Here is a 25505-nt window from a genome sequence, read left to right on the forward strand (position 1 = left end):
AACCGAGATGAAGGACTCGACGCGTGCCGGCCTGCTCGTCGTCGTGCGCACCCTGATCGCGGCTGCCCTGGTGGCGCTCGTGGTGGTGGAGCGGACGACGGTCGGCTGGGGCCACCTCGCGGTGATGCTCGTCGCGCTGGGCGGACTGCTCGCCCTGCTCGCCTCGTACAACCGGACGTTCCGGTGACCGCCGCGGCGTCCGCGCGGACGCTGGCCGCCGTCCGGCCGAGCGAGCGGCAACTCACTTGGCAAGAGATGGAGTTCTACGGCTTCATCCACTTCGGTATGAACACCATGACCGGCCGCGAATGGGGCGAGGGACACGACGACCCGGCCCTGTTCGACCCGTCCGAACTGGACGCCGACCAGTGGGTGCGGGCGCTGAAGGCGGCCGGGATGACCGGTGTCATCCTCACCTGCAAGCACCACGACGGCTTCTGCATGTGGCCGAGCGACGCCACCGCATACTCGGTAGCGGCGTCCCCGTGGAAGGACGGCAAGGGCGACGTGGTCGCCGAGGTGGCCGACGCCGCCCGCCGGCACGGCCTGAAGTTCGGCGTCTACCTCTCCCCCTGGGACCGCACCGAGGCCTCCTACGGCTCCGGCACCGGCTACGACGACTTCTACGTCGCCCAGCTCACCGAACTCCTCACCCGCTACGGCCCGGTGTTCTCGGTGTGGCTCGACGGCGCCAACGGCGAGGGCCCCAACGGCAAGCGCCAGACCTACGACTGGGAGCGATACTACGCGGTGGTCCGCGAACTCCAGCCGGACGCGGTCATCAACGTCTGCGGCCCCGACGTCCGCTGGTGCGGCAACGAGGCCGGCGAGACCCGCCCCGACGAGTGGAGCGTCGTACCGCGCGCCCTCCAGGACGCCGAGCGGACCGCGTCCCGCTCGCAGCAGGCCGACGATGGCACCTTCGCCCGGCTGGTGCGCAGCGACGACCAGGACCTCGGCAGCCGGGCGGCGCTCGCCGGGCACGAGGACGACCTGGTCTGGTTCCCGGCCGAGGTCAACACCTCGATCCGGCCCGGCTGGTTCCACCACGAGGCCGAGGACTCCCAGGTCCGGTCGGTGGACGAGCTGTTCACGCTCTACCTCCGCTCGGTCGGCGGCAACTCCTGCTTCCTGCTCAACGTGCCCCCGGCCGCCGACGGCCGGCTCCACCAGGCGGACGTGGACGCCTTGGGGGAACTGGGCCGGCGGATCGCGGACTTCCGCTCCCGCCGGATCGACGCCACCGCCACGGTCAGCTCCGGCACTCCGGGCGACATCGCCACCGTCTGGCCCGGCCGGGCCAAATCCTCCTGGCGCGCGGGCGAGGACGACACACGCCCCTGCGTGACGCTCGCCTTCGGCGGCCCCCGCCCGGTCGAGGCGGTCGTCGTCGGCGAGGACATCACCCAGGGCCAGCGCGTCGAACATGTCGTCGTCCGGGGAGCCCTGGACGGCGTCTGGACGACGCTCGCCGAGACCGGCGCCGTCGGCTACCAGCGCGTCCTCACCTTCCCGCCCACCGAGGTGGACACCATCGCCTTCCAGATCACCGCGGCCCGGGACACCCCGGTCCTCGCCCGGGTGGCGGCGATCGGGGCGTCCTCGTGAGCGCGGGCGGCCGCCGGCCGGGCGGTTCGCGCAAGCCTGGCGCACGCAAGGCCTCCGCCGCCCGGCGGTCGGTCGCGCCCCCGCCCACGGCGGCGGGCCGCGGACGGCTGACGCGGCGGGTGGCCGCCGTGTCCGGCGCCGCCTGCCTGGCGGTCGCCGCGCTGGTCGCCGGCACGGTCACCGCGTTCGGAGGGCAGGACCACGGCGACGAGGTCGCCTCGCTGGACGGCCACCCTGTCACCCGGCAGGAGCTCCTCTTCCACATGGACCGCCTCGCGCCGACCGTGCAGAACGAGCTGCGCAACACCTACGCCGGCCTGAAGACATCGTTTTCCTGGAACGCCGAGGCCGGGAACCGCACCGCGCTGCAGCGTCTGGAGTCGCGGGCGCTCGCCGAGATCCGCGAAGACAAGACCACGTTGCTGCTCGCGCACCAGCAGGGCCTCGTCGGCTCCGTCGACTTCGCGGACCTGGAAGCCGAGCGCACCGCCGAGAACGCCTCCCGGGCCGAGGCCGTCGCCGCCGGCCAGACCGTGTACGGCGTCACGGACTACTCCCTGGACGAGTACTACAGCCACCGGCTGACCGAGCTCGCCACCGATCTCAAGGACAAGCTGAGCAGGAGCCCGGGCGACCCGCTGCACGTCACCGACGCCGAGGTGCGGAAGGCGTACGACGACGACCCGGACTCCTGGAACTCCAACGCCACCACCTACACGTACACACAGCTCGTGGTGCAGGTGCCGGCGAAGGCGGGCGCGGACTTCGACGCGAAGCTCGCGCGGCGGGTGAAGGCCGCAGGCGACCTCTCGGACGTGAGCGGGTGGGCGGACGCCCAGGTCACCACCGACACCTACGGCGGTGACGGCACCACCAGCGTGAACACCCACGACCAGGACCTGATGTCCGTGCTCGGCGACCTGAAGCCGGGCGGGATCTCCGAGCCCGAGAAGGGCGGCGGACAGATCACCTACTACCAGCTCGACGGCAAGAAGACCGACGACGACAAGGCGTTCAGCGACTACAAGTCGCGGATCCGCCAGTCGCTGGTCGAGAAGAAGTACGACGGATACCTCCAGCGCCGGGCCAACGACGCCTCGATGCACGTCGACCACTCGGCGATGGCCGCCATCAACGCGAAGGATGTGCACCCATGAGACCTGCCGACGTCGGCCCACCCGAGGACAGGAAGGCGCGGCGCCCGAGGATCACCGGGCGGAGCCTGCGCACCGGCCTCACCTCTTTGCTCGCGGCGCTGCTCGTGGGCCCGCTCGCGCCGTCCGCGTACGCCGCCGCGGAGCCGGCCGCCGCGGCGAAGCCCGCGACGAAGGCCGCGGCCACCGCGAAGTCCTGGCCGGGCAACACCCCCAACAAGACGGGCGGCACCGACTACTACCTCGACGCCACGCACGGTCACGACACCGCGTCCGGCACCTCGGCGCAGCACGCCTGGAAGAGCCTGGCCAAGGCGAACGCGACCACCTTCGAGCCGGGCGACCGCATCCTGCTGAAGGCCGGCGAGCAGTGGCAGGACGAGCAGCTGTGGCCGAAGGGCTCCGGCAGCGCGGGCAAGCCGATCACCATCTCGGCCTACGGTGACAAGAACGACGGCCGCCCGTACATCGCGACCAACGGCAACGTCCCCAGCCCGTTCAACGCGGACGGCACCAAGAACCCCGACACCGTGGGTCTCACCGGTGCCATCGTGCTGCGCAACCAGCAGTACTGGGACATCGACAACGTCGAGCTGTCCAACGACGACGACTTCTCGACCGACATCACCACGGGCACGTACGTCCGCGACGGAATCATGGTGTCGATCAACGCCGACCTGCTGAAGGCCGGCGAGGACAACATCATGGACCACTTCCGGATCTCGGACATCTTCGTCCACGACCTCGACGGTCCGAGTCGCTGGCAGAAGATCCACTACGGTGCGGTGGACTTCCAGGTCTTCGGCAACAAGAGCTACAAGGACTACGCGACCGGCGGCCATTACTTCAAGGACGTCCGGATCGAGAACAACACGTTCGTCAACGTGGAGCTGCACGCGGTGCAGTTCGGGTTCAACTGGTTCAACGCGGACGGCACCGCCGCGGGTCAGTACGACGACAGCGGGAAGTTCCACGAGGGCTGGGAGCAGCTGTGGGTGCGTACCCGCGACCTGTACAGCCGTGACGTCTACATCGGCCACAACTACGCCGAGAGCATCGGCCAGGGTGCCATCCAGCTCGCCGACACCGAGCGGATGACGGTCGAGTACAACGAGGTCAACGGCTTCCTGGAGCGCTACGACGCGGTCTCCTGCGGCCTGTACCTGTGGGCGGGCGCCGACTCGACCATGCAGTACAACGAGGTGTACGGCGGCCCGGACAACGAGTACGACGGCACGCCCTGGGACATGGAGTACACCAACTTCAACGTCACGTACCAGTACAACTACTCGCACGACAACGCGGCCGGCTGGATGGCCTACATGGGCAACAGCTCGAACTCGGTGGCGCGTTACAACCTGAGCGTCAACGACAACGGCGTCCTGGTGAAGAACATGCTGTCGTCGAACTACGAGCCCTCGTACTTCGTCAACAACACCTTCGTGTACGACGGTTCCCAGCTCGACTACGTACACGACGAGACGTTCCTGAGCCGCGTGTACTTCCTCAACAACATCTTCCACAACACGTCGAAGACCGACGAGACGACCTGGTACCGGCGGACCGGAGCGCTGCGCCAGGCCGTGTTCTCCAACAACGACTACTACGAGGCGAGCGGAAAGCACTCCACCCAGGAGCCGGCCGACCCCGACGGCCTGCGCGTGGACCCGCAGTTCAAGGGCAGCGTGGACACCTACGTCACCGGTGCCGGCGTCGCGAAGATCCGTACCGCGGCGGCGCACTTCTCGCTGAGCAAGAACTCGCCCCTGATCGACGCGGGCCGCTACAACACCCATCTGGGCACCGCCGACTTCCTCGGCACCAAGCTCTACTACGGTACCGCGCCCGACATCGGCATCGCCGAGTCCCGCAAGGGCAAGCGGGTTGCCCACCCGGTCGACGACGACCCGATCGAGGAGGAGGCCGACCACCACGTCGACCTCGCCCTCGGCAAGACGGTCACCGCCAGCTCCACCCACCCGGGGGCGAACGGCACCCTCGGCGCGGAGAAGCTGACCGACGGCAACCTCAGCACCCGCTGGGCCGCCGCCGACGACGCCGCCTACCCGATCACCCTCGACGTCGACTTCGGCGCGGCGACCACCTTCGACCAGGTCTACCTGGACGAGTACACCGACTCGGGCACCAACCCCCGCGTCCAGTCCTTCGACCTGCAGCGCTGGGACGACACCACCGGCACCTGGGTCACCTTCGCGAGCCGCGACACCGGCATCGGTCACGACCTGACCGTCACCGGCTTCGGCTCGGTCACCACCTCCAAGCTGCGGGTGGCCCTCACCGGCAAGATCGCCACGGAGCAGTACACGCCGACGCTGACCGAGATCTCGGCCTACAACTCGGCGTCCTGATCCCCCGTCCGGTCCCGCGGGCATTCCGCGGGACCGGCGCCCGCCGGGCCTGAACCCGGTCTGGATGTAATCCCGGAACCATTCCTCGGCCGCTGATCGTCAGCTGGCGTTCTCGGCGGCGTAGCTCTGGAGCTTGCGCAGGGCTTGAGGCGCGGCGCTCTCGTCGACGCGGGCGACGATGACCATTTTGCTGGTGGCGACCGCGACGATTGCCTTGTCGGCGTTCTTGCCGATGACGGTGTCGTCCTGGCGCGCTGTAAGCGCGTATTCCTCGCCCTGAACCGCCAGGCGCGGAGTGGCTTCGGGGTCGCGGACCGTCTGCACGATGTCGTTGGTCTCCTGGGGCGAGGGGCGCCAGTGCGCGGCGTCGCTGGTGCCATAGAGGCTCCCGCTGGGATCAGCGAGGAACACCGCGTCCACGCCCGGGGTGCTTCGGACGATGCCTTCGCAGGACGGTTCCCAGCTCATGAACCGCTCCTTTCCGATGGGGAGCCGACGGCGGCCGGACCCGGCTCCAAGACAGCGCGCATACCGTTAGCGTGCAACCCGGGGCGGGTCCCCGCGCGGGATGCTGCTCCGGGCCGGTGACCAGCGCACGCACAAAGGAACCACCGATTCGGATCCGTCCTGTGCGACCCGGCCCGCGCGGAATCCGCGCTCCGGCAGGATAGGTGCATGCATCTCGATGTCCTGCGAATCCGTGACGACTTCCCGGCGCTGAGGGAAAAGGTGGCCCACTTCGACGGGCCGGGTGGCTCACAGGTGCCCCGCCAGGTCGCCGAGGCGATGGCCGCGGCGATGTGCTCGGGCATCTCCAACCGGGGCGCGGTGACAGCTGCCGAGCGCCGTGCCGAGCACGTCGTCAAGGAGGCGCGGCGGGCCGTGGCGGACCTTCTCGGCTGCGAGCCGCGCGGTGTCGTCTTCACCCGGTCGGCGACGCAGGCGGCGTACGACGTCTCGCGAATCCTGGCGCGGCAGTGGACAGCCGGTGACGAGGTCGTCGTCACCCGTCTGGACCACGATGCCAACATCCGGCCGTGGATCCAGGCCGCGGAATCCGCCGGTGCGGCGGTGCGGTGGGCCGCGTTCGATCCCCGGAGTGGTGAGTTGAGCGTCGACGCCCTGCGGGAACAGCTGTCCGGCCGGACCCGGCTGGTGGCGGTCACCGGGGCGTCGAACGTGCTGGGCACACGCCCCGACGTGGCGGCGATCGCCGCGGCCGTCCACGCGGTCGGAGCCCTGCTGTACGTGGACGGGGTGCACCTGACGCCGCACGCCCCGGTCGACCTGGCCACCCTGGGCGCCGACTTCTTCTCGTGCTCGCCCTACAAGTTCTTCGGCCCCCACCATGGTGTCGTGGTCGCCGATCCGGGACTGTGGGAGGAATTGCGACCGGACAAGCTGCTGCCTTCCACCGATGACGTGCCGGAACGCTTCGAGCTGGGCACTCTGCCGTACGAGATGCTCGTCGGTACCACCGCGGCCGTGGACTACATAGCTTCACTGGCGTCCTCCGCGGGCGACCGGCGCAGCCGGGTGCTGGAGTCGATGCGAGCGGTCGAGGCATACGAGCAGAAGCTGCTGGGGCGGCTGCTGGAGGGGCTGTCGGGCATCGACAGGGTGCGGCTGTACGGCGCGCCGGCACGCCGTACGCCGACGGTGTTCTTCTCCGTGGAGGGAGTGCCCGGCCGGGAGGTCTACGAGCGGCTGGCGCGGCGCGGTGTGAACGCCCCCGCGGGCAACTTCTACGCGCTGGAGGCATCGCGGCTGCTGGGGCTCAGTGACACCGGTGCGGTGCGTGCCGGGCTCGCCCCGTACGTCGACGGCGAGGACGTGCAGCGGCTGATCGACGGTGTCGCGGAGGTGGCCGAGTGAACCGCGGAGCGCTGGTCACGGGCGCGTCCCGGGGCATTGGCCGGGCCGTCGCCGCGGCGTTCGCGCGGGCCGGCGACCAGGCCGCGGCGCACTGCAACAGCTCTGCACGGGAGGCCGAGCAGGTGGCTGCGTCCGACATGACCTTCTCGGTCATCGACGGCCCGGTCGGGGCGAACGCGGCGGCCCTTCTGTACGCCCCGGACAGGTGCGCCCTGACGGCGGCGCGTGGTACAGGTCACCGGGTTGGACTCGCGCCCCGGACGCGGGAAGGAGCGGACACGTGAGCGCAGCACCCATACGGTTCGGCATCGTGGGCAGTGGCTGGCGGGCCGAGTTCTTCGCCCGGCTGGCGAGGGCGCTGCCCGAACGGCTGGCGGTGGCCGGCGTGGTGACGCGCTCGGCCGATCGAGCCGCCCAGGTGGAGGCGGAGTGGGGGGTGCCCGCCTTCCGGACGGTCGATGAACTGTGCGGCACTGAACCGGAGTTCGTCATCCCGTCGGTGCCGTGGGAGGTGACGCCCCAGGTCGTACGGGAACTCGTCGAGCACGAGGTCCCGGTCCTCGCGGAGACACCGCCGGCGCCCGACGTCACCGGGCTTCGGGAGTTGTGGGATGCCGTGGGAGGCGCGACGCGCGCCGGGGGCGGCGCACTAGTCCAGGTCGCGGAGCAATACACACTGATGCCCGGCCATGCCGCTCGTATCGCCCTCGTACGAGAAGGCGTGATCGGCGAGGTCACGTCCGTCCAGGTGTCCTCGACCCACATGTATCACGCGATGTCGCTGATCCGGCGCACGCTGGGTGTCGGTTGCGGGCCCGTGACGGTGACGGCCCGGGCCTTCACCGCCCCGCTCGCCGATCCGCTGTCCCCTGGCGGCTGGTCGGACGACCTCACGCCCAAGGACGCCGTCACCACTCTCGCTCTCCTGGACTTCGGCGGGGCCCGCACGGGCCTGTACGACTTCACGGACAACCAGTGGTGGAATCCGCTGCGTGCCCGCCGGATCGTGGTGCGCGGCTCGCTCGGCGAGATCGTGGACGACACGGTGGTGCGGATGGCCGATCCGCGCACGCCGGTGGAGTCCCCGCTGGTGCGTCGCCGCACCGGCACCGACCTCAACCTCGAAGGGGCGGAGGTGCACCACATCTCGTTCGACGGGCGGGTTGTGTGGCGCAACGACTATCTGGGCGCGAGCCTGTCCGAGGACGACCTCGCCGTGGTGGACCTGCTGTGCCGTACGGGCACGTGGGTCCGGGACGCCGGCCCGGAACCGTATCCGCTGGCCGAGGGCTGCCAGGACCATCTGCTGGCGCTGGCCATCGATGAGTCGGCGCTTACGGGGGCGCCGGTGACGACCGCGGTGGAGGCGTGGGCGGCCCGCTGATCCCGCCGGCCGCGCGGCCTTCTTCGTGCCCGCCCGCGGTGCTCCAGCGCCCACACGCCAAGGGCTCCCGGTCGGCAACGCCTGGGGCCGGGACGTCGTCCCGGCCCCAGGCGTTGCCGACTGCTGCGGCTGGTCGCGGTGGGTCAGTGCTGGCCGTGGCCGCCGTCGCTACGGCGGCGTTGGAGCGTGAACTTCTCGAAGACCGACAGCTCACCTGTGGGCGTGATGATGTTGTAGTAGGTGACGTGGATGCGGGTCATGTCACCGGGGTGACGGCCCGGGTCGACGGCGAACTCGGCGAAGCCGTACGGATGGTCCGCGTCGCGGACGCCGATCCAGACCGCCGTCTCCTTCTCCTTGACCGAGTTGTACTTGCCGACGTGCTCCATCTGGACGTATGCCGAGTGATGCCCGTGACCGTCGGCGTCGTCGGTGGTGAAGCTGTTGTTGGTGATGCCGGACACGCCGCCACCGCCGAGGACCATGTGCGTCGTGCCGTGCGCACTGTCGATCACGTCGAGTGCGGTCTGGCTCGGGTTGGGTGTGAGGGTGACGCTGCCGGGGACGACGCCACGCACCGCCAACGAGCGCTCGTAGTCGTGCTCGTGGCCACAGACCACCAGGTCGACGCCGTACTTGTCGAACAGCGGGCCGTACGCCGCGCGCAGCGCGACATCGGGGCCGTTCGCGGCGGTCGCCGAGCTGATCATCACCTGGTGCATGCAGACGACGATCCAGTCGATGTCCTTCGAAGCCCGTGCCGACTTGAGCTCCTTCTCCAGCCAGGCGAGCTGCCGACCGCCGGAGTAGCCCTTGATGTAGATGTCACCGCCCTCCTGCAGGGCGATGTCGTCGTTCTGCAGGGCGATCACCCTCACCCCGCCGACCGTGAAGGAGTACCAGAGGTTGTCGAGCTCGGGCTGGGTCTCGGTCGAGGGCAGCTCGAAGTAGGTCTGGTACGCGTCGAGACCGAGCTTGCCGTTGGCCAGCTCGATCTCATGGTTGCCCGCGCACGGCATCCACGGACGGAATCGCGCCGAGCGGCTGTTGTTGGTGAGGAAGTCGCGCCAGACGCGAATGCGGTCGGGCCCGGTGTTGGCGTAGCAGAGGTCACCGTTGAGGAGGTGGAACAGCGGGCCGACCTTCTCGACGCCGGTGACGATGTCGGCAGCGGCGGGCGTGGCGTTGGGCTCGAAGTCCCGGCCCGAGGCGTCGGCCGGGTTCGCTCCGGTCTTCCACGTCACACTGGGCGCACCCTGGTCGCCGAAGCTGGTGAAGGTGAACGGAGCTCGGCCGGACGGCGCCGTGTGGAAGGTGCCGGCGTCGGGGGTGGCGCCGTCGTGCTGGGCCGCGTACAGGTAGTCGGTGTCGGCCTTGAGCTTGCTGAGCAGCGCGTGATGGACCCAGACGGTCCGCCCGGAGGTGCCGTCCACGTAGGTCTTCGTCCTCGCGTGCACCGTGGAGCCGAAGCCGCCACTCAGCGTGCCGTAAACGACCCGGGGGTTCTTGACCGCCGCGTCGGTGACCCACGAGACGACCATCTGGCTGCGCGGGTCGGCGCCGAAGGTCAGGTGCAGGCCCTGGACGGGGGTGGTGGCCGAGCCGGTGGTGAGACCGGTGACCTCCGACTTCGCCGGGACCGCCTCGGCGGTTCCGGCGCCGAGGACCAGTGGACCGGCGGCTGCACCGGACACCGTCGCGCCGAACAAGCCGAGCGCGTTGCGGCGGGAGATTCTGGTTTGCTTGGGTTCTTGCGACATTCCGGGGGCCTTTCGCGTCGTCGGGTGCAGTCGCACACCGACCGGACAGCAGCGCTCCGAACCTGACAGCGGGCTGCGGCAGGTCAGCGGTGCGCGCACTCTCGGACGCTAGGAAGCACGGTCGACCGGAGCGGTGGGACAGGTATGAACGGCAGATGTCGGTCACCGCAACGGACGGCCATTCCCGGCGGTTGGGGTGCGCGGGCGCGCTCCCGTGCCGTTTGGAGTCTGCGCCTGGATGGCAGTTGGCGGAGTCACCGGCATCACGGAAGGCTGGGGGCACGCCGAAAATGTGTGGAAACTCGGGCGAGGTAGATACAGGGCAATCCGAAGCGGGCGATCGGTGGGCGCCTTGGCGCCGTACTCGACCCCGCCATGCAGGTCCTCGCCAGGGCGCCTGGAACCGCCACCGACAGCACCCTGCTACCTGTCCGAGTCCTGATCGACACCCTCACCCCGCCTCTGCCAGGTCGCAATGACCTCGTCCCTCAGGGAGCCTCCCTGCATCATGACCTGGGCAGCTCAGCACCTCTCCCGGCTTGGCCCGCCGCTGTCCGGCCGCCGATCGCTCGCGATCGGCAGGAAATCGTTCGCCACCTCGGACAACACCTGTGCCAACTGCCGGAACGGCTTCCAGTCCAGCTGCCTGAGCCGCCAGTTCATGAGTACCTGCCAGGCCGAGTACGTGCGCATCCCGAACGCCCAGGGCACCCTGGTCGCCACCGGCGAGGTGCCGGGCGAGGAGTTCTGGCCCGGCCTGCTGGCCGTCTCCGACGTGATGGGCACCGGCTGGTTCGCCGCCGACGCCGCCCAGGTCAAGCCCGGCTCCACAGCTGTAGTGGTCGGTGACGGCGCGGTCGGACTGTGCGCGGTGATCGCGGCGAAGGAGATGGGCGCGGAGCGGATCATCGTGATGAGCCGCCACGAGACACGCCAGAAGCTCGCCCTGGAGTTCGGCGCCACCGACATCGTCACCCAGCGCGGGGACGAGGGCGTCGCCGGGATCAAGGACCTCACCAGCGGCATCGGCGCGGACTCCGTCCTTGAATGCGTCGGCACCTCCCAGTCCATGCGGCAGGCCCTGTACTCGGCCCGGCCCGGCGGCAACGTCGGCTTCGTCGGCGTCCCCCACGACGTCGCCATCGACGGGGAAGAGCTGTTCTATTCCCACGTCGGCCTGCGCGGCGGCCCCGCCCCCGTGCGCCGCTACCTGCCCGACCTGATCGACCGCGTCCTGTCGGGGCAGATCAACCCGGGCAAGGTCTTCGACCTCACCCTGCCCCTTGAACACGTCGCGGAGGGCTACAAGGCCATGGACGAACGCCGCGCCATCAAGACGCTCCTCAAGCCCTGACCAGTCACCCGCGCAACGTTCGCCCTCCTCCTGGCACTCCTATGCGGACCTGGCCGGACGACAGGCCACCGCTCGTGCTTGTCCAGGAGGGCGGCGGGTTCGCCATGCCGGCTCACCTGCCGCCCGCACAGAATCGGAACGACCTTGAAGATCACCCGAAGCTCCATCAACACCGTCAAGAGTCCGGCCGACTGGTTCACCGGCGACGTCTACATCGACGCCGTTGCCGCAGCTCCCGCCCCGTCCCGGGTCAGTGCCAACCTCGTGCACTTCATGCCAGGCGCGCGCACCCACTGGCACCGCCACCCGCTGAGCCAAACCGTCTTCGTCACCGAAGGTGTCGGCTTGTGCCAGCGCCGCGGCGGGCCCGTCGAGGTCATCCGTCCCGGCGACCGCGTCCTGTTCGAGGCCGACGAGGAACACTGGCACGGCGCGGCGCCGAACCGGCTGATGGTCCACCTGGCCGTCAACGAGAGCGACGCCGACCACGACGTCGTGCACTGGCTGACTCCGGTCACCGATCAGGAATACGCCGCCGCGCCCGCCGCCGACTGACGCCGGTCCTGAACCGACCCTCCACACGGTCTGAACAATCGAACAGTTCCTGACTTCAGGCAGCACGGGCCCCTGCCGAGCGTTCGGCAGGGGCCACGCTGTGGAGGACTGCGGAGGGCCGGGACCTGTCCTCCATGAGCGGCATGCCGGCCGGCATCAGCTACCGTCTGCTGCCGGTCCGACGGCTCGGCCTCACTTCAGATGCCGGGTGAAGAACTGGGCCGCGGCGTCTCCCGCGAACTGCGGGACGCCGGTGTGCCCGCCCATGTTGGCCTGCAGGGACTTCTCCTTGGAACTGAAGGCGTCGAACAGGTCCAGGGCCGCCTGCCGGTCGTTCCCCTCGTCGTCCCACTGCAGTAGGACGTGCAGCGGGATGGTGACCTGGCGGGCCTCCTCGAACATGGCGCGGGGCACGAAACTCCCGGCGAAGAGACCGGCGGCCACGATGCGCGGCTCGACCACCGCCAGCCGGATGCCGATGGAGATCACTCCCCCCGAGTACCCGACCGGACCGCCGATCTCGGGCAGCGACAGGAGGGCGTCCAGGGCGGCCTGCCATTCCGGGACCGCCTTGTCGACCAGCGGGAGGATGAGGGCGTCGACGATCTCGTCGCTGACCCGCTCGCCGGCCTCCATCGCCCGGCGCAGGTCGGCGCGGGCCTGCTCGGCGGCGGGCCAACGGGGCCGGTCACCGCTCCCGGGGAGCTCGATGGTGGCCGTCGCGAAGCCCTCCGCCGCGGAGTGCCGGGCCCGGTCCACCAGTCGGGGGTACATCTTGCGCAGCCCAAGGGGAGGGTGGCCGAGCAGGATCAGCGGCACCGGTGCGGATGCGGATGCGGGTGTCCACAGGATGCCGGGGATCTCCCCGAGGGTGAATTCGCGTTCGAGGACGCCGTCGTCGAGGCGCTGCTCGGAAGTGAAATGCATGGTCGTGCCTTTCGGGAGTGCGCTGGAACGGCGCTCCCGGACGACCTGCCTACCGCCCGACCGTGACCCCGGAGGGGAGCACCCATGTCGATACTGCGTTCACGGGTACCACCTCCTCGATCTCTCGCACGGCCTCCGGCAATGTAGCAGTGGGCGCCTCGTCCGCCTACGGGTTTTTGCGGAGTCTCCGTGGCCGGACGCCGCGGGGGCACCGCGCAGCGCTTCGGGTGTCGTCGCGACTTCCCGAGTGGCGGCTCTGCGACGCCGGGGATGCATTGACGCTGTGGTCTCTCAGGTTCTGGCTCAACTTCTCTGGCGGTGACGCTGGGTGCCGTCGAAACCCTGTTTCAGAAGTCTTGCCTGTGATCACTCTTCCGGGGACGGGAGGTTGGCGGCCGTGTACTCCGCCGCGATGACGAAGGTGCTGGCGCAACGAGGGCACTCGGCTCGCCCGAAGAGGTAGGTGAGTCCTTTGGCGAGCCAGTCCTGGCCGTCACGGACGGCCGTGTCGTACATCCAGCGTCCGGTGCCGCCGAGGTCTTCGGGCGAAGCGGGCTTCAGTTCGCGCTTCTCTGTATCTCCGGCATGCCAGTCCCGGATGGCCGAGTACCGACCGTAGTCGCCGATGGCGACGGTCACCTGCACGTCGCAGCGTGGGCAGTGCAGGTGGTAGAAGTCGTCCGCGAAGTTGCCCAGTACGGCACTCCAGTGGTACTGGCCATCGGCTGCCAGCAGGTCGCGAAAGACATGGAGGTAGCCGGTCGGCCGCGACTTCAGTCGTTGGTCCAGTAGCTTCCGTAGTTGGGCCACCACGTCGATGCATTTCAGCAGCAGGTCGTCAGCGCCGTGATCCTGGAGGGCTCCGCGCATGATCGCCCCGGCCAGGCTCAGCGCTTCAGGACTTCTCCGACCGAGCGCCACGAGCCGCGGAAGTGCGGCGAAGCTCGCCGGAACCACGGTCTCACCTTCGAGGCACAGCGCGTCCCAAAGGTGATCCCATGCCTCGGCACCTTCATCATGTTCCACTTGGTCCAGAAGGGCGGGCACTCGGCCGGCAGTCCCGAGGGGGTCGAGCACCTACGTCCAGTCGATCACTTGGGCATTCAATCGTCCTGGAGCAGGTCGTGGTCAAGCGTGGCTCGGATCGGGAGTTCAGACGCTCGTCTGCTTTGGCACACGGTCCAGTCCCTCACAGACGAGGCCGTGGGCCGCGCCCCGACAGGCGGCCTCGCCGAGGCCGGTCAGGCGCTACGGCAGCCCTGAGGCGGGTGAGGGGAAGGGAAGTTGCCGCCGTCGCCCACGTCGATGTGAGCAGCCCCGCGTTCAGGCGCAGAGGGAGATCGTATACATCGCAGTTGCCCACGACCGGGGCGGACCGGCCCGGGAAGGCCTGCGTGGGGGAGCGGCAACCAGGTCACGCGTCCGGTGCGTTCGGCCGGTCCGGCCCGCAGGGCGAGCGGTCCGGGAGGTGCCGTGGTGGCGACCGAGCCACGGGCGCCGGTGATCCACGATCCGGTCGGCATGAGCGCTCCTGTCAGGGATGACGATGGTGCCTGGAACCGCTGACTGGGTGGCGAAGCGTCACGAGCGTGCGGCAGAGCGTCACCCCTGTCAAGGTGCTATCCAACATTTGGGCGGATTCAATTCGCGTATGACGGCGATCTTTTGACGGTTCGCCCAAAAGATTTTGATGACTCCGTCCAAAGCTCTGGACACCACTGGGGACCCCGATTAGCGTTCCAGCCGATCGACGCGATGTTGCGTCGACGTAACGCCAGTGCGGCCTTGCAACCCACCCCGCATGCCGGGGCCGTATGTGACGCGTCCTCACCGCCGACGAGAAGCCGAGCTCCCGCCCGCCGCACGTAGCGGGTTTCCGTCGTAACAGTTGTCCCGCACTCCGCAGCACCCCGCCGTGGCGGGGGTTCCCGGCCGCGGCATGTCGCCGTGGCCGTAACCGCAGCAGAAGGGAAGCTCCATGAAGATCCGTTACTACCTTGTTGCAGCTTCGTTGGTGGCCTCGGGAGGGCTGGTCACGATTGCGGCGCCCGCGCAGGCGGCGCTGACGACCACCTGTGTGGGAGAAGGCGGAGCCGTCACCGTGAGCGGCGCCCTCGTGGTGCCGGCCGGTGCGTCGTGCACGCTGACCGGTACGAAGGTCAAGGGCACGGTGACGATCGAAGCCGGCGCCGACCTCGTGGCGAAGGGCGTCACCTTCAGCAGCACCGTCGCCGTCGGGGACAACGCCTACCTGGACATCACCGACAGCAGCGTCAAGGGCGCGGTGACCGAGCAGGGGGCCTTCGGCGTACATGTGCAGAACACCACGGCCAGTGGCGGCATCTCGGCCGTCGAAGGCTTCCTGTACAGCGTCGACGCCACGGTCAAGGGAGACATAAGAGCCTCCTCAGGCGAGCTGTACATCTCCGGCACCACCGTCTCCGGCGCCGTCTCCGGCGACGCGAACCTCTACACCGACGTATACGACAGCACGGTCGCCAAGACGCTGACCGTGAGCGCCAACACGCTCGGCGGTGTCCTGTGCGCCAGCGAAGTCCAGGGCGACACGGCCTACCAGAACAACTCCGACACCCTCCAGCTCGGCGGCGACGGCCCGCTCAGTTCCTGCGCGCAGGCCACCTACCTCGGCGGCGACCTCGCGGTCACCGGCAACAACGCGAACGTGGTCCTGGACAACACCATCGTCCGCGGCAAGCTCACCGCCACGGACAACAGCCCCGCCCTCCAGGTGGGCGAACTGGCCCGCGTGCGCGGCGGCATCGCCGCGACCACCACCGCCCCCTCGGCGTCGCTCGCCCGGGCCGCCAAGGCGGCCCCGCAGGATCGCGGTGCCGACCTCGCCGCGAAGGTGGCGGCGCGTACCGCGCAGGCGGAGGCCGAAGCGGCTGCCGAGGGCACCGGTCTGTGATCGCAGCCCGTCCACGGGCGAAGAGCGCTTCGCGCCGTCAGCACCACACACCTCACACCCCACTCTTCTTTGCCCCACCCATCAAGGAGTGACCGTGGGCCACCTGGACAAGTCCTTCGACCGCAGAGACTTCCTGCGGGCGACCGCCGCCAGCACCGTGGCGGTCGCCGCCGCCTCGATCGTCGGCGCCGCGACGGCGCCGTCCGCCTCCGCCGCGACCAGCATCCTGTCCATCCCGAAGGACCGCATCTCCCTGCAGCTCTACAGCGTCCGCGACAAGGTGAGCTCGCTCGGCTTCCGGGTCGTCCTGGAGGAGATGGCACGCATCGGGTACAAGGAGGTCGAGTTCGCGGGCTACACGCAGAACACCTCGATCCTCGGCCGGCAGATCACGCTCCAGGAGATCCGGCAACTGCTGGACGACAACGGCCTGAAGGCGATCGGCAGCCACGTCGGCATCGGGGACTTCCGCAACAACCTCCAGGCCCAGCTCGACGCGGCGCAGATCCTGGGCATGCCGCACGTCGGCACCGCCAACGCACCGTCGAACTCCAACACGGTCGCCGGCTACCTCGCCGCCGCGGACGAGTTCAACGCCTGGGGGCAGGCCGCGGCCGCCCGCGGTCTGAAGCTGTACCAGCACAACCACGCGGGAGAGTTCGCCTTCGCCTCCGACCAGCCGTCGGTCCGGCTGTACGACGTCTTCCTGCGCAACACCGACCCGCGCTACGTCTACCTGGAACTGGACGTGTACTGGGCGTACGTGGGCCAGCACCGCTGGCCGGGCTTCGACCCCGCGGCCTACGTGCGCAACCAGCCCTACCGGTACCCGCTGTTCCACATGAAGGACGGCGCCGCCAGCTCGGGTGCGGACGGCTACTCCATCGTCGAGTTCGGCGCCGGCGTCCTGCCGTACCAGCAGTTCATCCGGGACATCGGGGCCCGCGGCAGCCACGTCGGCATCTGGGAGCAGGACACCGCGCCCAACACCCAGCCCAACCCCCCGGGTTCGTTCGGCGCCGCGCAGCGCAGCTTCACGGCCCTGAAGGGGCTGCTGGCCTGATCGCAGGCACCCCACCGGGCACAGCCCGCCGGTTGCGTACCGCTGCCACGGCGCAACCGGCGGGCCGGCCCGGCTGCGCACCTCCTGACCGGCACAGACCAAGGAGACGCATCACTGTGTACCGTACCCTGAGAGGCCTCATGGCCGGGGTGCTCCTGGCGTCGCTGCCCATGCTGGGCGGCCTCGCCTTGGCACCGGCTGCGCAGGCGCACCCGGACGACGCACTTGCGGCGCAGGCGAGCGCCGACCCCGCCGTGGACTGGTCGAACTACGAGAAGGCCACGCTCAGCAAGGACACCGGCGAGCCGATCGACCTCGCCGTGCTGCCCGATCTGCGCGTCCTGCACACCGCCCGCAACGGCGATCTGCGGATGACCGACCCCGGCACCGGAATCACCAAGGTCGTGAACCACCTCGACGTCTACCAGAACTCAGAGATGGGTCTGCAGACCGTCACCCTCGACCCGGACTTCGCCAGCAACCACTGGGTCTACCTCTACTACTCGCCGCCGCTGAGCACTCCCGCCGGTGCGGCCCCCGAGCGGCTGCCGGCCGGGCAGACCGACGCGTACTGGAAGCAGTGGGAGGGCTACGACACCCTCACCCGCTTCAAGTGGACGGGGGACAAGCTCGACCTGTCCACCGCCCAGGAGATCATCCGCGTCACCACCAACCGCGGTCAGTGCTGCCACGTCGCCGGCGACGTCGACTTCGACGCGCAGGGCAACCTCTACCTGTCCACCGGCGGCAACACTCCCGCGTCCGGCCCCAACGTCAACGGTTACACCCCGATCAACGACGCGGCCACCTACAACCCCGGCCTCGACGAGCGCCGCGGCTCCGGGAACACCAACGACCTGCGCGGCAAGATCCTGCGCATCCACGTCCAGGACGACGGGACGTACACCATCCCGCCGGGCAACCTGTTCCCCGTCGTCACGGACAAGACCCGTCCCGAGATCTTCGTGATGGGCCTGCGCAATCCCTACCGGATGACTGTGGACAAGGCCACGGGCGCGGTGATGTGGGGCGACTACGGCCCCGACGCCGGGAACGCCGACCCCAACCGCGGACCGATGGGCTACGTTGAGTGGGACACCACCACCACCGCCATGAACAGCGGCTGGCCGTTCTGCACCGGTGACAACACCCGTCCGTACCGGGACTTCGACTTCGCCACCCTCACCCCCGGCCCCGCCTTCGACTGCGCGGCGCCGGTCAACGACTCCCGCTGGAACACCGGCCTCACCGAGCTGCCCCCGTCGAGGGCGGCCACCTTGTGGTACGGCGACCGCGACACCGACCAGCCCTGGCCGGAACTGACCGCCTTCCGCGGCCCTGGCGGCCCCGGCGGCCAGGCCCCGATGGGCGGCCCGGTCTACCACTACGACGCGTCCAACCCCGCCCCAGGCAAGTTCCCCGCCTACTGGGACGGCAAGGCCTTCTTCGGGGAGTTCTCCCAGGACTACGTCGCCGCCCTGACCCTGGCCGGCCCGGACGGCCCGGTCACCAAGCTGGAGAACGTACTCCCCAACAGCCAGCGTTCCGAGAACGGCATCCCGCCGTGGGACAACCCGATGGACCTGGAGTTCGGCCCCGACGGCGCGCTCTACGTCCTCGACTACGGCGACGGCTTCTTCCGGCAGAACCCCGACGCGGGCCTCTACCGGATCGACTACGCCGAAGGCAACAAGGCCCCCACCGCGGTGATCAGTGCCAGCCCCTCCTCGGGCCAGGCGCCGCTCACCGTCTCCTTCAGCGCCACCGGCTCCAGCGACCCGGAAGGCTCCGCCCTCACCTACCAGTGGGACCTCGACGGCAACGGCACTTTCGAGACCACCGGCCCCACGGCCACCCGCACCTATCCCGACAACGGCCAGCTCCAGGCCCGTCTCAAGGTCACCGACCCCGAGGGCAAGACCGGCCTGACCAGCAAGCAGATCACCGTGGGCAACACCGCTCCGACGGTGGCGTTCACCTCCCCGCCCAACGGTGGCTTCTTCACCTGGGGCGACGTGGTGCCGTACGCCACCCGGATCGACGATCCGGAGGACGGCGCCAACGTCGACTGCACCAAGGCCGCCTGGACCCTCGGCCTCGGCCACAACCAGCACGGCCACCCGGTGAGCAGCGGGACCGGCTGCTCGGGGGCGATCACCACCCCGGCCGACGCGGGCCACGGTGACACGGAGAACGTCTTCGGCGTCCTCGGTCTCACCTACACCGACCGCGGCGCCGGCTCCGTGCCGCCCGCCACCAGCGACGCCCAGGTCGTCCTCAACCCCGCTGTCATGCAGGGCGAACACTACGACTCGTCCCAGGGCGTCGTGATCACCGATGACGCCGCCGCGTCCGGACAGCGCAAGCTGACCGCCTTCGACAACGGCGACTGGATCGGCTACGACCCGGTGTCCTTCGCCGGCATCACCGGGGTGCAGACCCGTGCCACCGGCGCCGGAACCCTGTCGCTGCGCTGGGGCACACCCAGGTCCGACCCGTTCGCCACGATCACGGTCCCGGCGGGTGACGGCTGGCAGACGATCAACACGGCGCTGAGCGCGGCTCCCTCCGGCAGCGGGCAGCTCTACGTCACGTCCTCCGGCGGCGTCGATGTGGACTCCTTCACCTTCCAGGGGTCCGGCATCGCCGACAGGACCCCGCCGACGGCGACGGCGGCCCTCAACCCGGCGCAGCCCACCGGCAGCAACGGCTGGTACACGGGCAATGTGTCGCTGACCGTCACCGCCACCGACAACGGCGCCGTCAGGAGCCGGGAGTACTCGCTCAACGGCGGCACGACCTGGTTGAGCGCGAACAGCGCGGTCACCCTCTCCACGGAGGGGATGAGTTCCATCCGGTACCGGGCGACGGACACGGCCAACAACATCTCCGCGGTCGGCACCATCGCCGTCCGGATCGACCGGACCGGACCCACGGTGACGGTCACGGGCGTGACGGCCGACACCGCCTACGGGGACTCCCAGCGCCCGACGCCGGTGGTCTCGGCCACGGACGCCGTCTCCGGAGGGCCGACCGCGACCGCGACGCTGGACGGTACTCCCGTCACCCCGGGGCAGCCACTGCTGCTGTGGCGGTTGCCGCTGGGCGACCACGACTTGGTGGTCACAGGTCGTGACGCGGCGGGCAACACCACCACGCGCACCGTGCACTTCACCACCCGCACATCCTTCGACGAGATGGACACCCTGATCACCCAGCTGCGTGCGGAGAACCGGCTGACCGAGCAGGGCCGGCAGCGGCTGACGGTCCGGCTCGACCAGGCCCGGGCGCACGCCGACGCAGGGCGCACCAACCAGGCGGCCGCGGTCCTGGACCAGGTCGCGCAACTGGCCAAGGACACCGCACTGGTGACCGACGCGACCGCACGCACCGCTCTTGCCCGCGATGCCCTCGCCGTGAAGGGAGGCTTGGCCGGCTGAAGCCAAGGGTGCTGCCCGCCCGTCACGGCGGGCAGCACCCTGCCGGCGGCTTCAGGGCCCACCCGCGGCCGTCGACGGACGTCGGCCGCCGGGCCCTCGAGTGTGTCCACATGCCGGCAGTCACGGACGGGGATTCGGGTCGGGTAACTTCTCGGCACACCGATGCTTTCTTTGTTTCTGATTTAACTTTCGGAGATCCGCGCGAAAGCCATTGACGCTTATGACGTAACCCCCCTAACGTTTTGTCACACATGCGGCTGATACCCGGGAAGTGAGCCTGTGACCATCCAGTACCGCGCGCTGAGCCTGTTGCGCGACCTCGGGCCGCTGTCGCGCGCACAGCTGTCCGACCAGCTGGAAGTGGCGAGGCCGAGGCTGCTGGCTGAACTCGACCGCTTGATCGCTGCCGGGAAGGTGCTCGAGGCGGGGCCGGCCACCTCGCGAGGCGGCCGTCCCTCCACCCTCGTCCAACTCGATCCCGAAATCCGGTTCGCGGCGGTGGACCTCGGGGCCAGCTCGATCGACATCGAGATCACCGACGGAGGGCTGGAACCGATCGCCTCCTATGCCGAACCGGCCGATATCCGCAAAGGTCCGCGCGCGGTCCTGGACAGGGTCAACGAACTCCTGAACAAAATGGCGGACCAGGCCGGGTGCGCGCGGTTCAACTCCATCGGCATCGGCCTGCCGGGGCCGGTCAGCTTCAAGGAGGGCATCTCGGTCTCCCCGCCGATCATGCCGGGGTGGGACCGCTTCCCCGTCCGGGACACCCTCACCCGCGCGCACGGCTGCCCGGTCGTGGTGGACAACGACGTGAACGTGATGGCCCTCGGCGAGCGGTACGCGGGGGTGGCCAAGACCGTCGACAACCTGCTGTTCGTCAAGATCGGCAGCGGAATAGGCTGCGGTGTGCAGGTCAACGGCCAGATCTACCGCGGGTCGGAGGGATCCGCTGGCGACATCGGCCACATTCAGGTCGAGGCTGAGGGACCGGCCTGCTCGTGCGGCAGGACCGGCTGCCTGGAGGCCCTCTTCGGCGGTGTGGCCCTGGCCCGGGACGCCACCGAGGCCGCCCGTTCGGGGCAGTCGCCGGCGCTGGCCGAACGCCTCGCCGCGGAGGGCCTCCTCACCGCCGTGGACGTGGCGGAGTGCGCGGCCGGCGGGGACGTCACGTGCGTCAACCTGATCCGGGACGGCGGCCACCGGGTGGGGCAAGTCCTCGCCACGCTGGTCAGCTTCATCAACCCGTCGATGATCGTGATCGGCGGCGGCGTCTCCGGCCTCGGCCATCTCCTGCTCGCCGAGATCCGCAGCGTCGTGTACAAGGGCTCGCTGCCGCTCGCGACCGGGAACCTGCAGATCGTGCTGTCAGAACTCGGCCCGCGTGCCGGAGTTGCCGGCGCGGCACTGCTGGCCAGCGAACTCGACTTCCAGCGGCATCTCTGACGGACAGGCCGGATGCGCCGGCCGCCCCGGCCCCGGTACGCAGCCCCTGCGGCGTGGCCAGAGCCTGCATCGGCGTGCGTCCCCGGTCCTCGCCCGATCGGGCCGACCCAGGAGCACGCCACCGTGCCGCGCAGGCTTCCTGCCCGCCCCGGCGAGCGGTCGCCCCCGATGTTCCGGCCGTGCTGCCCGGATCCGTCAGGGGTCTGCTGCCAGGTGCGGGTCGCCGAGGTACGGGATCCGGCCCGGAGTGTTCGTATTGACCGCCGGCTGGGGAACCGTCGCCTGCTCCATCGCTGGTGGTGCAATCGGCAACGCGTTGTCGTACCGCTGCTCCACGCCCCGACGGAAGCGGACTCGGTCACGGAGCCGGCCGGTACGGCCACTACTTCGGTCGTCCTGCTTCGCGGTGGCGCCGGTACGGTTGCAGCACGGTCCGGCGCGCATACCGGAACGGATTCAGAAGCGGCTGGCACCGCTACAGCAGATGGAACCGGTGGTGACCATGGGTGTTTCCCCACGTCGTGACGCTGCGAACCGTTGGGCCGCACGCCACCCCATCCTCGTGGGACTGGTGGCGGGAACACTGGTGACACTGGCGTTCCTAGTACCACAGGGTGGCCTCACTGCCAGTGAGATGCTGATCGCGTTCATGCCCTTCTCAGTCCTCGCCACGCTCACTGCCCTCAGTGAGCGACACCGCCGAAAGAAGCACCACCTGCCGCTCTGACGAATACCGGCACGGTGCGGGGGCCGACCTCGGCCCCCGCACCGTGTTTGTGCGGCACGTCACCGGTGATTTCAGTGAGTGAAATCGAGGCCCGGCCATGGCGTCCCGCCTGCCCTGCAGAGGAGCGCGCTGGCTCGGGCCTCCTCACCTGTGTCCCAGCCGCAGTCACCGGCTCTGGAGAACGCCAACATTTGCAGTTTGATCTCCGCGACCGCACGGAGATTCCCGCTCAACATGGTCTGCACAACACCCGGCAGGCTGGCAAACGCGTCCAGCGCCGCCGCAGCAACCCGTCATGACACCGTCGTCAGCCGCTGGCCATGGACCACCCGTCCACGACCTGTTCATCGGCCTGCCACGGCAGAGGTGGAAACGCCGCTCGTGCGGCGCCGGCGCCCCCACGGTCCGCGCGTTGTCGACTGGGCCCGCGTGGAGGTCCGCCCCTGGCACCCGCGAGGACCGCCGGCACTGGGTGATCGCCTGCCGCAGCGTAAGCCGGCCTCAGGAGATCTCCTGGACTCGTGGTTCCAGCCATGAACGGCGATGTCTCCCCATACTTGCCGCCATGCGAATAGGAGCATATGCTCCTAAAAGCGTTCGCGGTCGCCTGCTGTCCGCCGCAGGCGTGCGCCCCGGTCGCGCGGCCATCAATAGACGAAGGAGTGTTCGATATGTGTGATCTTGTCACCATTGCCACTGAGGCGCACGGGGGGCTGGCACGCTACAACCAGTTCAGCTCAGCGACCGCGCATCTCCGTGTCGGAGGCTCGCTGTGGGGACTGAAGGGGCAGGAGGGGATATTGAGTCATACGGCTGTCTCGATCGACCTGTACCGGCAGAGTGTCAGCCACTACCCGTTTACCGCGCCCCACCTGCGGACGTCCTTCACCCCGCACCGCGTGGCCGTCGAGACCTCCGCGGGGGAGGTGACGGCCGAGCGATTCGACCCACGTGCTTCGTTCCCGGCCGACGTGCGTGCTGCTTGGGACGATCTGCACGTTGCCTACTTCGCCGGTTATGCAATGTGGACGTACCTCACGTCTCCGTTCACGTTCACCTCGCCAGGATTCAGGGCTGTGGAACTGTCTCCTGTCACGGAACAGGGAGAGGAGTGGAGGCGTCTGGAGGTCACTTTCCCGGACCGCATTGCGACGCACAGCCAGCAGCAGGTCTTCTACTTCGACTCGGACGGGTTGCTGCGCAGGCATGACTATACGCCTGAGGTCATCAACGCCGGACATGCCGCACACTACGTCGGCGAGTACAGGAAGTTCGACGGGATCATGATTCCAACCCGGCGGCGTGTCTACCGCCGCGGGGAGAACGGCACTGTGTTCCGGGACGTGGAACTCGTCACTATCGACATCGATAGCGTCCTGTTTATCTGACACGGACCCCACGGCGCTCGTATATGGACGTGCCGCTGGAGCAGTGGCATATCGAGCGGCAGGCAAAGATGGGTCCGCTGTCGAGGCAGACTTATCTACGACCACCGGCACAGCACCGAACTTCGCGGTGAGTTTGTCGAACTCTCATGTGAACCGATGCGCCGGAGATCATCCGCTGGTGACGACCACCAGCGCACTCGACGTGCGGGGCAGCAGGGGGCGTATCTGTTCCGCGTCACGGACATGGTCGAGTACCAGCAATATCCGCCGGCCGGAAAGCAGACTGCGATAAAGCGCTGTTCGACCCTCCAAGTCGGATGGGAGCAGCGGCGAGGAAACTCCGAGTGACCGGAGAATCGATCCGGATGCCTCGATCGGAGTCATGGCCGGGCTGGAAGAATCAGATCCGCGCAAATCGAGGTATATGTTCCCATCGGGAAAACGATGCCCGATCCGGTGTGCCCAGTGCACCGCAGGGGTGGTCATACGCACTCCGGCCATGACAACGATTACGCCGATCGCTGTGGCGGTGGCGCCTTGTGCATCGGCAGCCAGCAGGGCGTCGAGCACGGCCAGTTCGTTGTCGCAGCCGACACACGTCGCCACGTCGGCGGGCCGCGGGGGCGCCTGGGGTGGCGAGACCTCGGGGGCAGTGTCGGCCGTGTGTTCCGGGATGGCAGAGCCGACTGCGGGATCGGGAAATATGTCCGACACCAGCAATTCAGCGTCAGCTTTTCGGACACGTTCGTGGAGAATTTGCAGCCGGGGACCGGGATCTATGCCCAGGTCCTCCGAGAGGAGATTCCTCACCTCTCGGTACACCGCAAGTGCCTCGGCCTGCCGTCCGGTTTTGCAGAGGGAGAACATGAGCATCTCCCTGAATCTTTCGTTCAGAGGGTCTTTGGCGACCAGATCGAAGAGCTCCGCGGTGGCCTCGCCGAATCGGCCGAGCTCGTATTCCGCGTTGATGCGTCGCTCGACTGCGACGAGGCGCAACGCCTCGAGGCGGTTGCGCTGCGACATGGCGTACGTTCCGGGAATTCCGGCCAGCGGTTCTCCATGCCACAGGTCGAGAGCATCGCGGAGATGGGCTATGGCTCTGGTGTGGTGTCCTGTTTCGGCGGCCTCATCTGCCATTGCAACCCGTTGACGGAACACACTTAGATCCAGTCGGCTGGGGGAGACTCGCAGTGCATAGCCATTATCCGTGGAGACGATGACCGAGGCTCCCGCATGGTGTGCCGGTCCCAGACTCTTCCGCAAACGGTGTATGTAGGTACGAATTGTCTGCCTGGCCGTGCGTGGCGGAACTTTCCCCCATACCGCCTCGACCAGCTCGGAGACCGAGGCATGGCCATTCTCTCGCAGTAGAAGCGCCGCAAGGACCGCGCGTTGCTGACGGGATCCCAGTTCGATCTCTGTCGAGCCGTGTTGGGCGCGCACCGGGCCCAACACCGTGAACCAGAAGTGTTCGCTCACGTCGGCACTGGTCCCTTTCGAAGTGGTGCGGCCCACCCCGTACCGAT

Annotated in this window: 18 protein-coding genes and 2 pseudogenes; 15 read left to right on the forward strand and 5 right to left on the reverse strand. The window is 68.9% G+C overall.

Annotation, left to right across the window (positions count from 1 at the left end; translation table 11 throughout):
• The first annotated feature begins 7 nt into the window (after positions 1-7).
• The 4 genes from AC1VWI_RS42520 to AC1VWI_RS42535 all read left to right on the forward strand — a co-directional run bounded on the left by AC1VWI_RS42520 (position 8) and on the right by AC1VWI_RS42535 (position 5131).
• Complete coding sequence (locus AC1VWI_RS42520) at positions 8-187, forward strand: DUF6903 family protein (protein WP_089228667.1); 180 nt, start codon at positions 8-10, stop codon at positions 185-187.
• On the forward strand, positions 184-1608 hold the full coding sequence (locus tag AC1VWI_RS42525) for an alpha-L-fucosidase (protein WP_499516417.1): 1425 nt from the start codon (positions 184-186) through the stop codon (positions 1606-1608). The genes AC1VWI_RS42520 and AC1VWI_RS42525 overlap by 4 nt, the downstream gene beginning before the upstream one ends.
• 128 nt (positions 1609-1736) lie before the next feature.
• Positions 1737-2765 (forward strand): peptidylprolyl isomerase, encoded by a 1029-nt coding sequence (locus tag AC1VWI_RS42530; RefSeq protein ID WP_499516418.1) that lies wholly within the window; start codon positions 1737-1739, stop codon positions 2763-2765.
• Positions 2762-5131 (forward strand): discoidin domain-containing protein, encoded by a 2370-nt coding sequence (locus AC1VWI_RS42535; protein WP_499516419.1) that lies wholly within the window; start codon positions 2762-2764, stop codon positions 5129-5131. Before AC1VWI_RS42530 ends, AC1VWI_RS42535 begins: the two co-directional genes overlap by 4 nt.
• Before the next feature lie 99 nt (positions 5132-5230).
• On the opposite strand, the gene AC1VWI_RS42540 is transcribed toward AC1VWI_RS42535, so the two are convergent.
• Entirely contained in the window at positions 5231-5599 is a 369-nt protein-coding gene (locus AC1VWI_RS42540; RefSeq protein ID WP_499516420.1) for a profilin family protein, read from the reverse strand.
• A 207-nt stretch (positions 5600-5806) separates the two neighbouring features.
• On the opposite strand from AC1VWI_RS42540, the gene AC1VWI_RS42545 reads away from it, so the two are divergent.
• Genes AC1VWI_RS42545 through AC1VWI_RS42555 form a run of 3 tightly spaced genes read left to right on the forward strand, consistent with a single transcriptional unit; the run spans position 5807 to position 8390 of the window.
• Positions 5807-7006, forward strand: coding sequence for a cysteine desulfurase-like protein (locus tag AC1VWI_RS42545; RefSeq protein WP_499516421.1), 1200 nt, complete (start codon positions 5807-5809; stop codon positions 7004-7006).
• A complete protein-coding gene (locus AC1VWI_RS42550; RefSeq protein WP_499516422.1) occupies positions 7003-7290 on the forward strand; it encodes an SDR family NAD(P)-dependent oxidoreductase in 288 nt (95 codons plus the stop codon). The genes AC1VWI_RS42545 and AC1VWI_RS42550 overlap by 4 nt, the downstream gene beginning before the upstream one ends.
• Positions 7287-8390 (forward strand): Gfo/Idh/MocA family protein, encoded by a 1104-nt coding sequence (locus tag AC1VWI_RS42555; RefSeq protein WP_499516423.1) that lies wholly within the window; start codon positions 7287-7289, stop codon positions 8388-8390. Before AC1VWI_RS42550 ends, AC1VWI_RS42555 begins: the two co-directional genes overlap by 4 nt.
• A 143-nt stretch (positions 8391-8533) precedes the next feature.
• Here AC1VWI_RS42555 and AC1VWI_RS42560 read toward each other — a convergent pair whose 3' ends face one another.
• Positions 8534-10084 (reverse strand): purple acid phosphatase family protein, encoded by a 1551-nt coding sequence (locus AC1VWI_RS42560; protein WP_499516424.1) that lies wholly within the window; start codon positions 10082-10084, stop codon positions 8534-8536.
• Positions 10085-10736: 652 nt separating this feature from the next.
• Here AC1VWI_RS42560 and AC1VWI_RS42565 point away from each other — a divergent pair.
• Positions 10737-11504: pseudogene (locus tag AC1VWI_RS42565) on the forward strand (zinc-binding dehydrogenase); the annotation flags it as partial.
• 144 nt (positions 11505-11648) lie between these two features.
• The gene (locus AC1VWI_RS42570) at positions 11649-12059 is read left to right on the forward strand and encodes a (R)-mandelonitrile lyase (protein WP_499516425.1); all 411 of its coding nucleotides are present in this window, start codon (positions 11649-11651) and stop codon (positions 12057-12059) included.
• Between the two features lie 192 nt (positions 12060-12251).
• Here AC1VWI_RS42570 and AC1VWI_RS42575 read toward each other — a convergent pair whose 3' ends face one another.
• Positions 12252-12986 (reverse strand): alpha/beta hydrolase, encoded by a 735-nt coding sequence (locus tag AC1VWI_RS42575; RefSeq protein WP_499516426.1) that lies wholly within the window; start codon positions 12984-12986, stop codon positions 12252-12254.
• A gap of 366 nt (positions 12987-13352) precedes the next feature.
• Entirely contained in the window at positions 13353-14063 is a 711-nt protein-coding gene (locus AC1VWI_RS42580) for a hypothetical protein (protein WP_499516427.1), read from the reverse strand.
• 901 nt (positions 14064-14964) lie between these two features.
• Here AC1VWI_RS42580 and AC1VWI_RS42585 point away from each other — a divergent pair.
• The 6 genes and pseudogenes from AC1VWI_RS42585 to AC1VWI_RS42610 all read left to right on the forward strand — a co-directional run bounded on the left by AC1VWI_RS42585 (position 14965) and on the right by AC1VWI_RS42610 (position 23979).
• Positions 14965-15915, forward strand: a complete 951-nt coding sequence (locus AC1VWI_RS42585; RefSeq protein WP_499516428.1) for a hypothetical protein — start codon at positions 14965-14967, stop codon at positions 15913-15915.
• 94 nt (positions 15916-16009) lie between these two features.
• Positions 16010-16978 (forward strand): sugar phosphate isomerase/epimerase family protein, encoded by a 969-nt coding sequence (locus AC1VWI_RS42590; protein WP_499516429.1) that lies wholly within the window; start codon positions 16010-16012, stop codon positions 16976-16978.
• Between the two features lie 140 nt (positions 16979-17118).
• A complete protein-coding gene (locus AC1VWI_RS42595) occupies positions 17119-20418 on the forward strand; it encodes a PQQ-dependent sugar dehydrogenase (RefSeq protein ID WP_499516430.1) in 3300 nt (1099 codons plus the stop codon).
• Between the two features lie 279 nt (positions 20419-20697).
• Positions 20698-21864, forward strand: coding sequence for an ROK family protein (locus AC1VWI_RS42600; RefSeq protein ID WP_499516431.1), 1167 nt, complete (start codon positions 20698-20700; stop codon positions 21862-21864).
• A gap of 1009 nt (positions 21865-22873) precedes the next feature.
• Positions 22874-23108, forward strand: a pseudogene (locus tag AC1VWI_RS42605) (IS701 family transposase); the annotation flags it as partial.
• A 154-nt stretch (positions 23109-23262) separates the two neighbouring features.
• On the forward strand, positions 23263-23979 hold the full coding sequence (locus AC1VWI_RS42610) for a hypothetical protein (RefSeq protein ID WP_499516432.1): 717 nt from the start codon (positions 23263-23265) through the stop codon (positions 23977-23979).
• Between the two features lie 168 nt (positions 23980-24147).
• Here AC1VWI_RS42610 and AC1VWI_RS42615 read toward each other — a convergent pair whose 3' ends face one another.
• Positions 24148-25458 (reverse strand): AfsR/SARP family transcriptional regulator, encoded by a 1311-nt coding sequence (locus AC1VWI_RS42615; protein ID WP_499516433.1) that lies wholly within the window; start codon positions 25456-25458, stop codon positions 24148-24150.
• Positions 25459-25505 lie beyond the last annotated feature (47 nt).

This window comes from Streptomyces sp. TOM-9 (assembly GCF_056858595.1).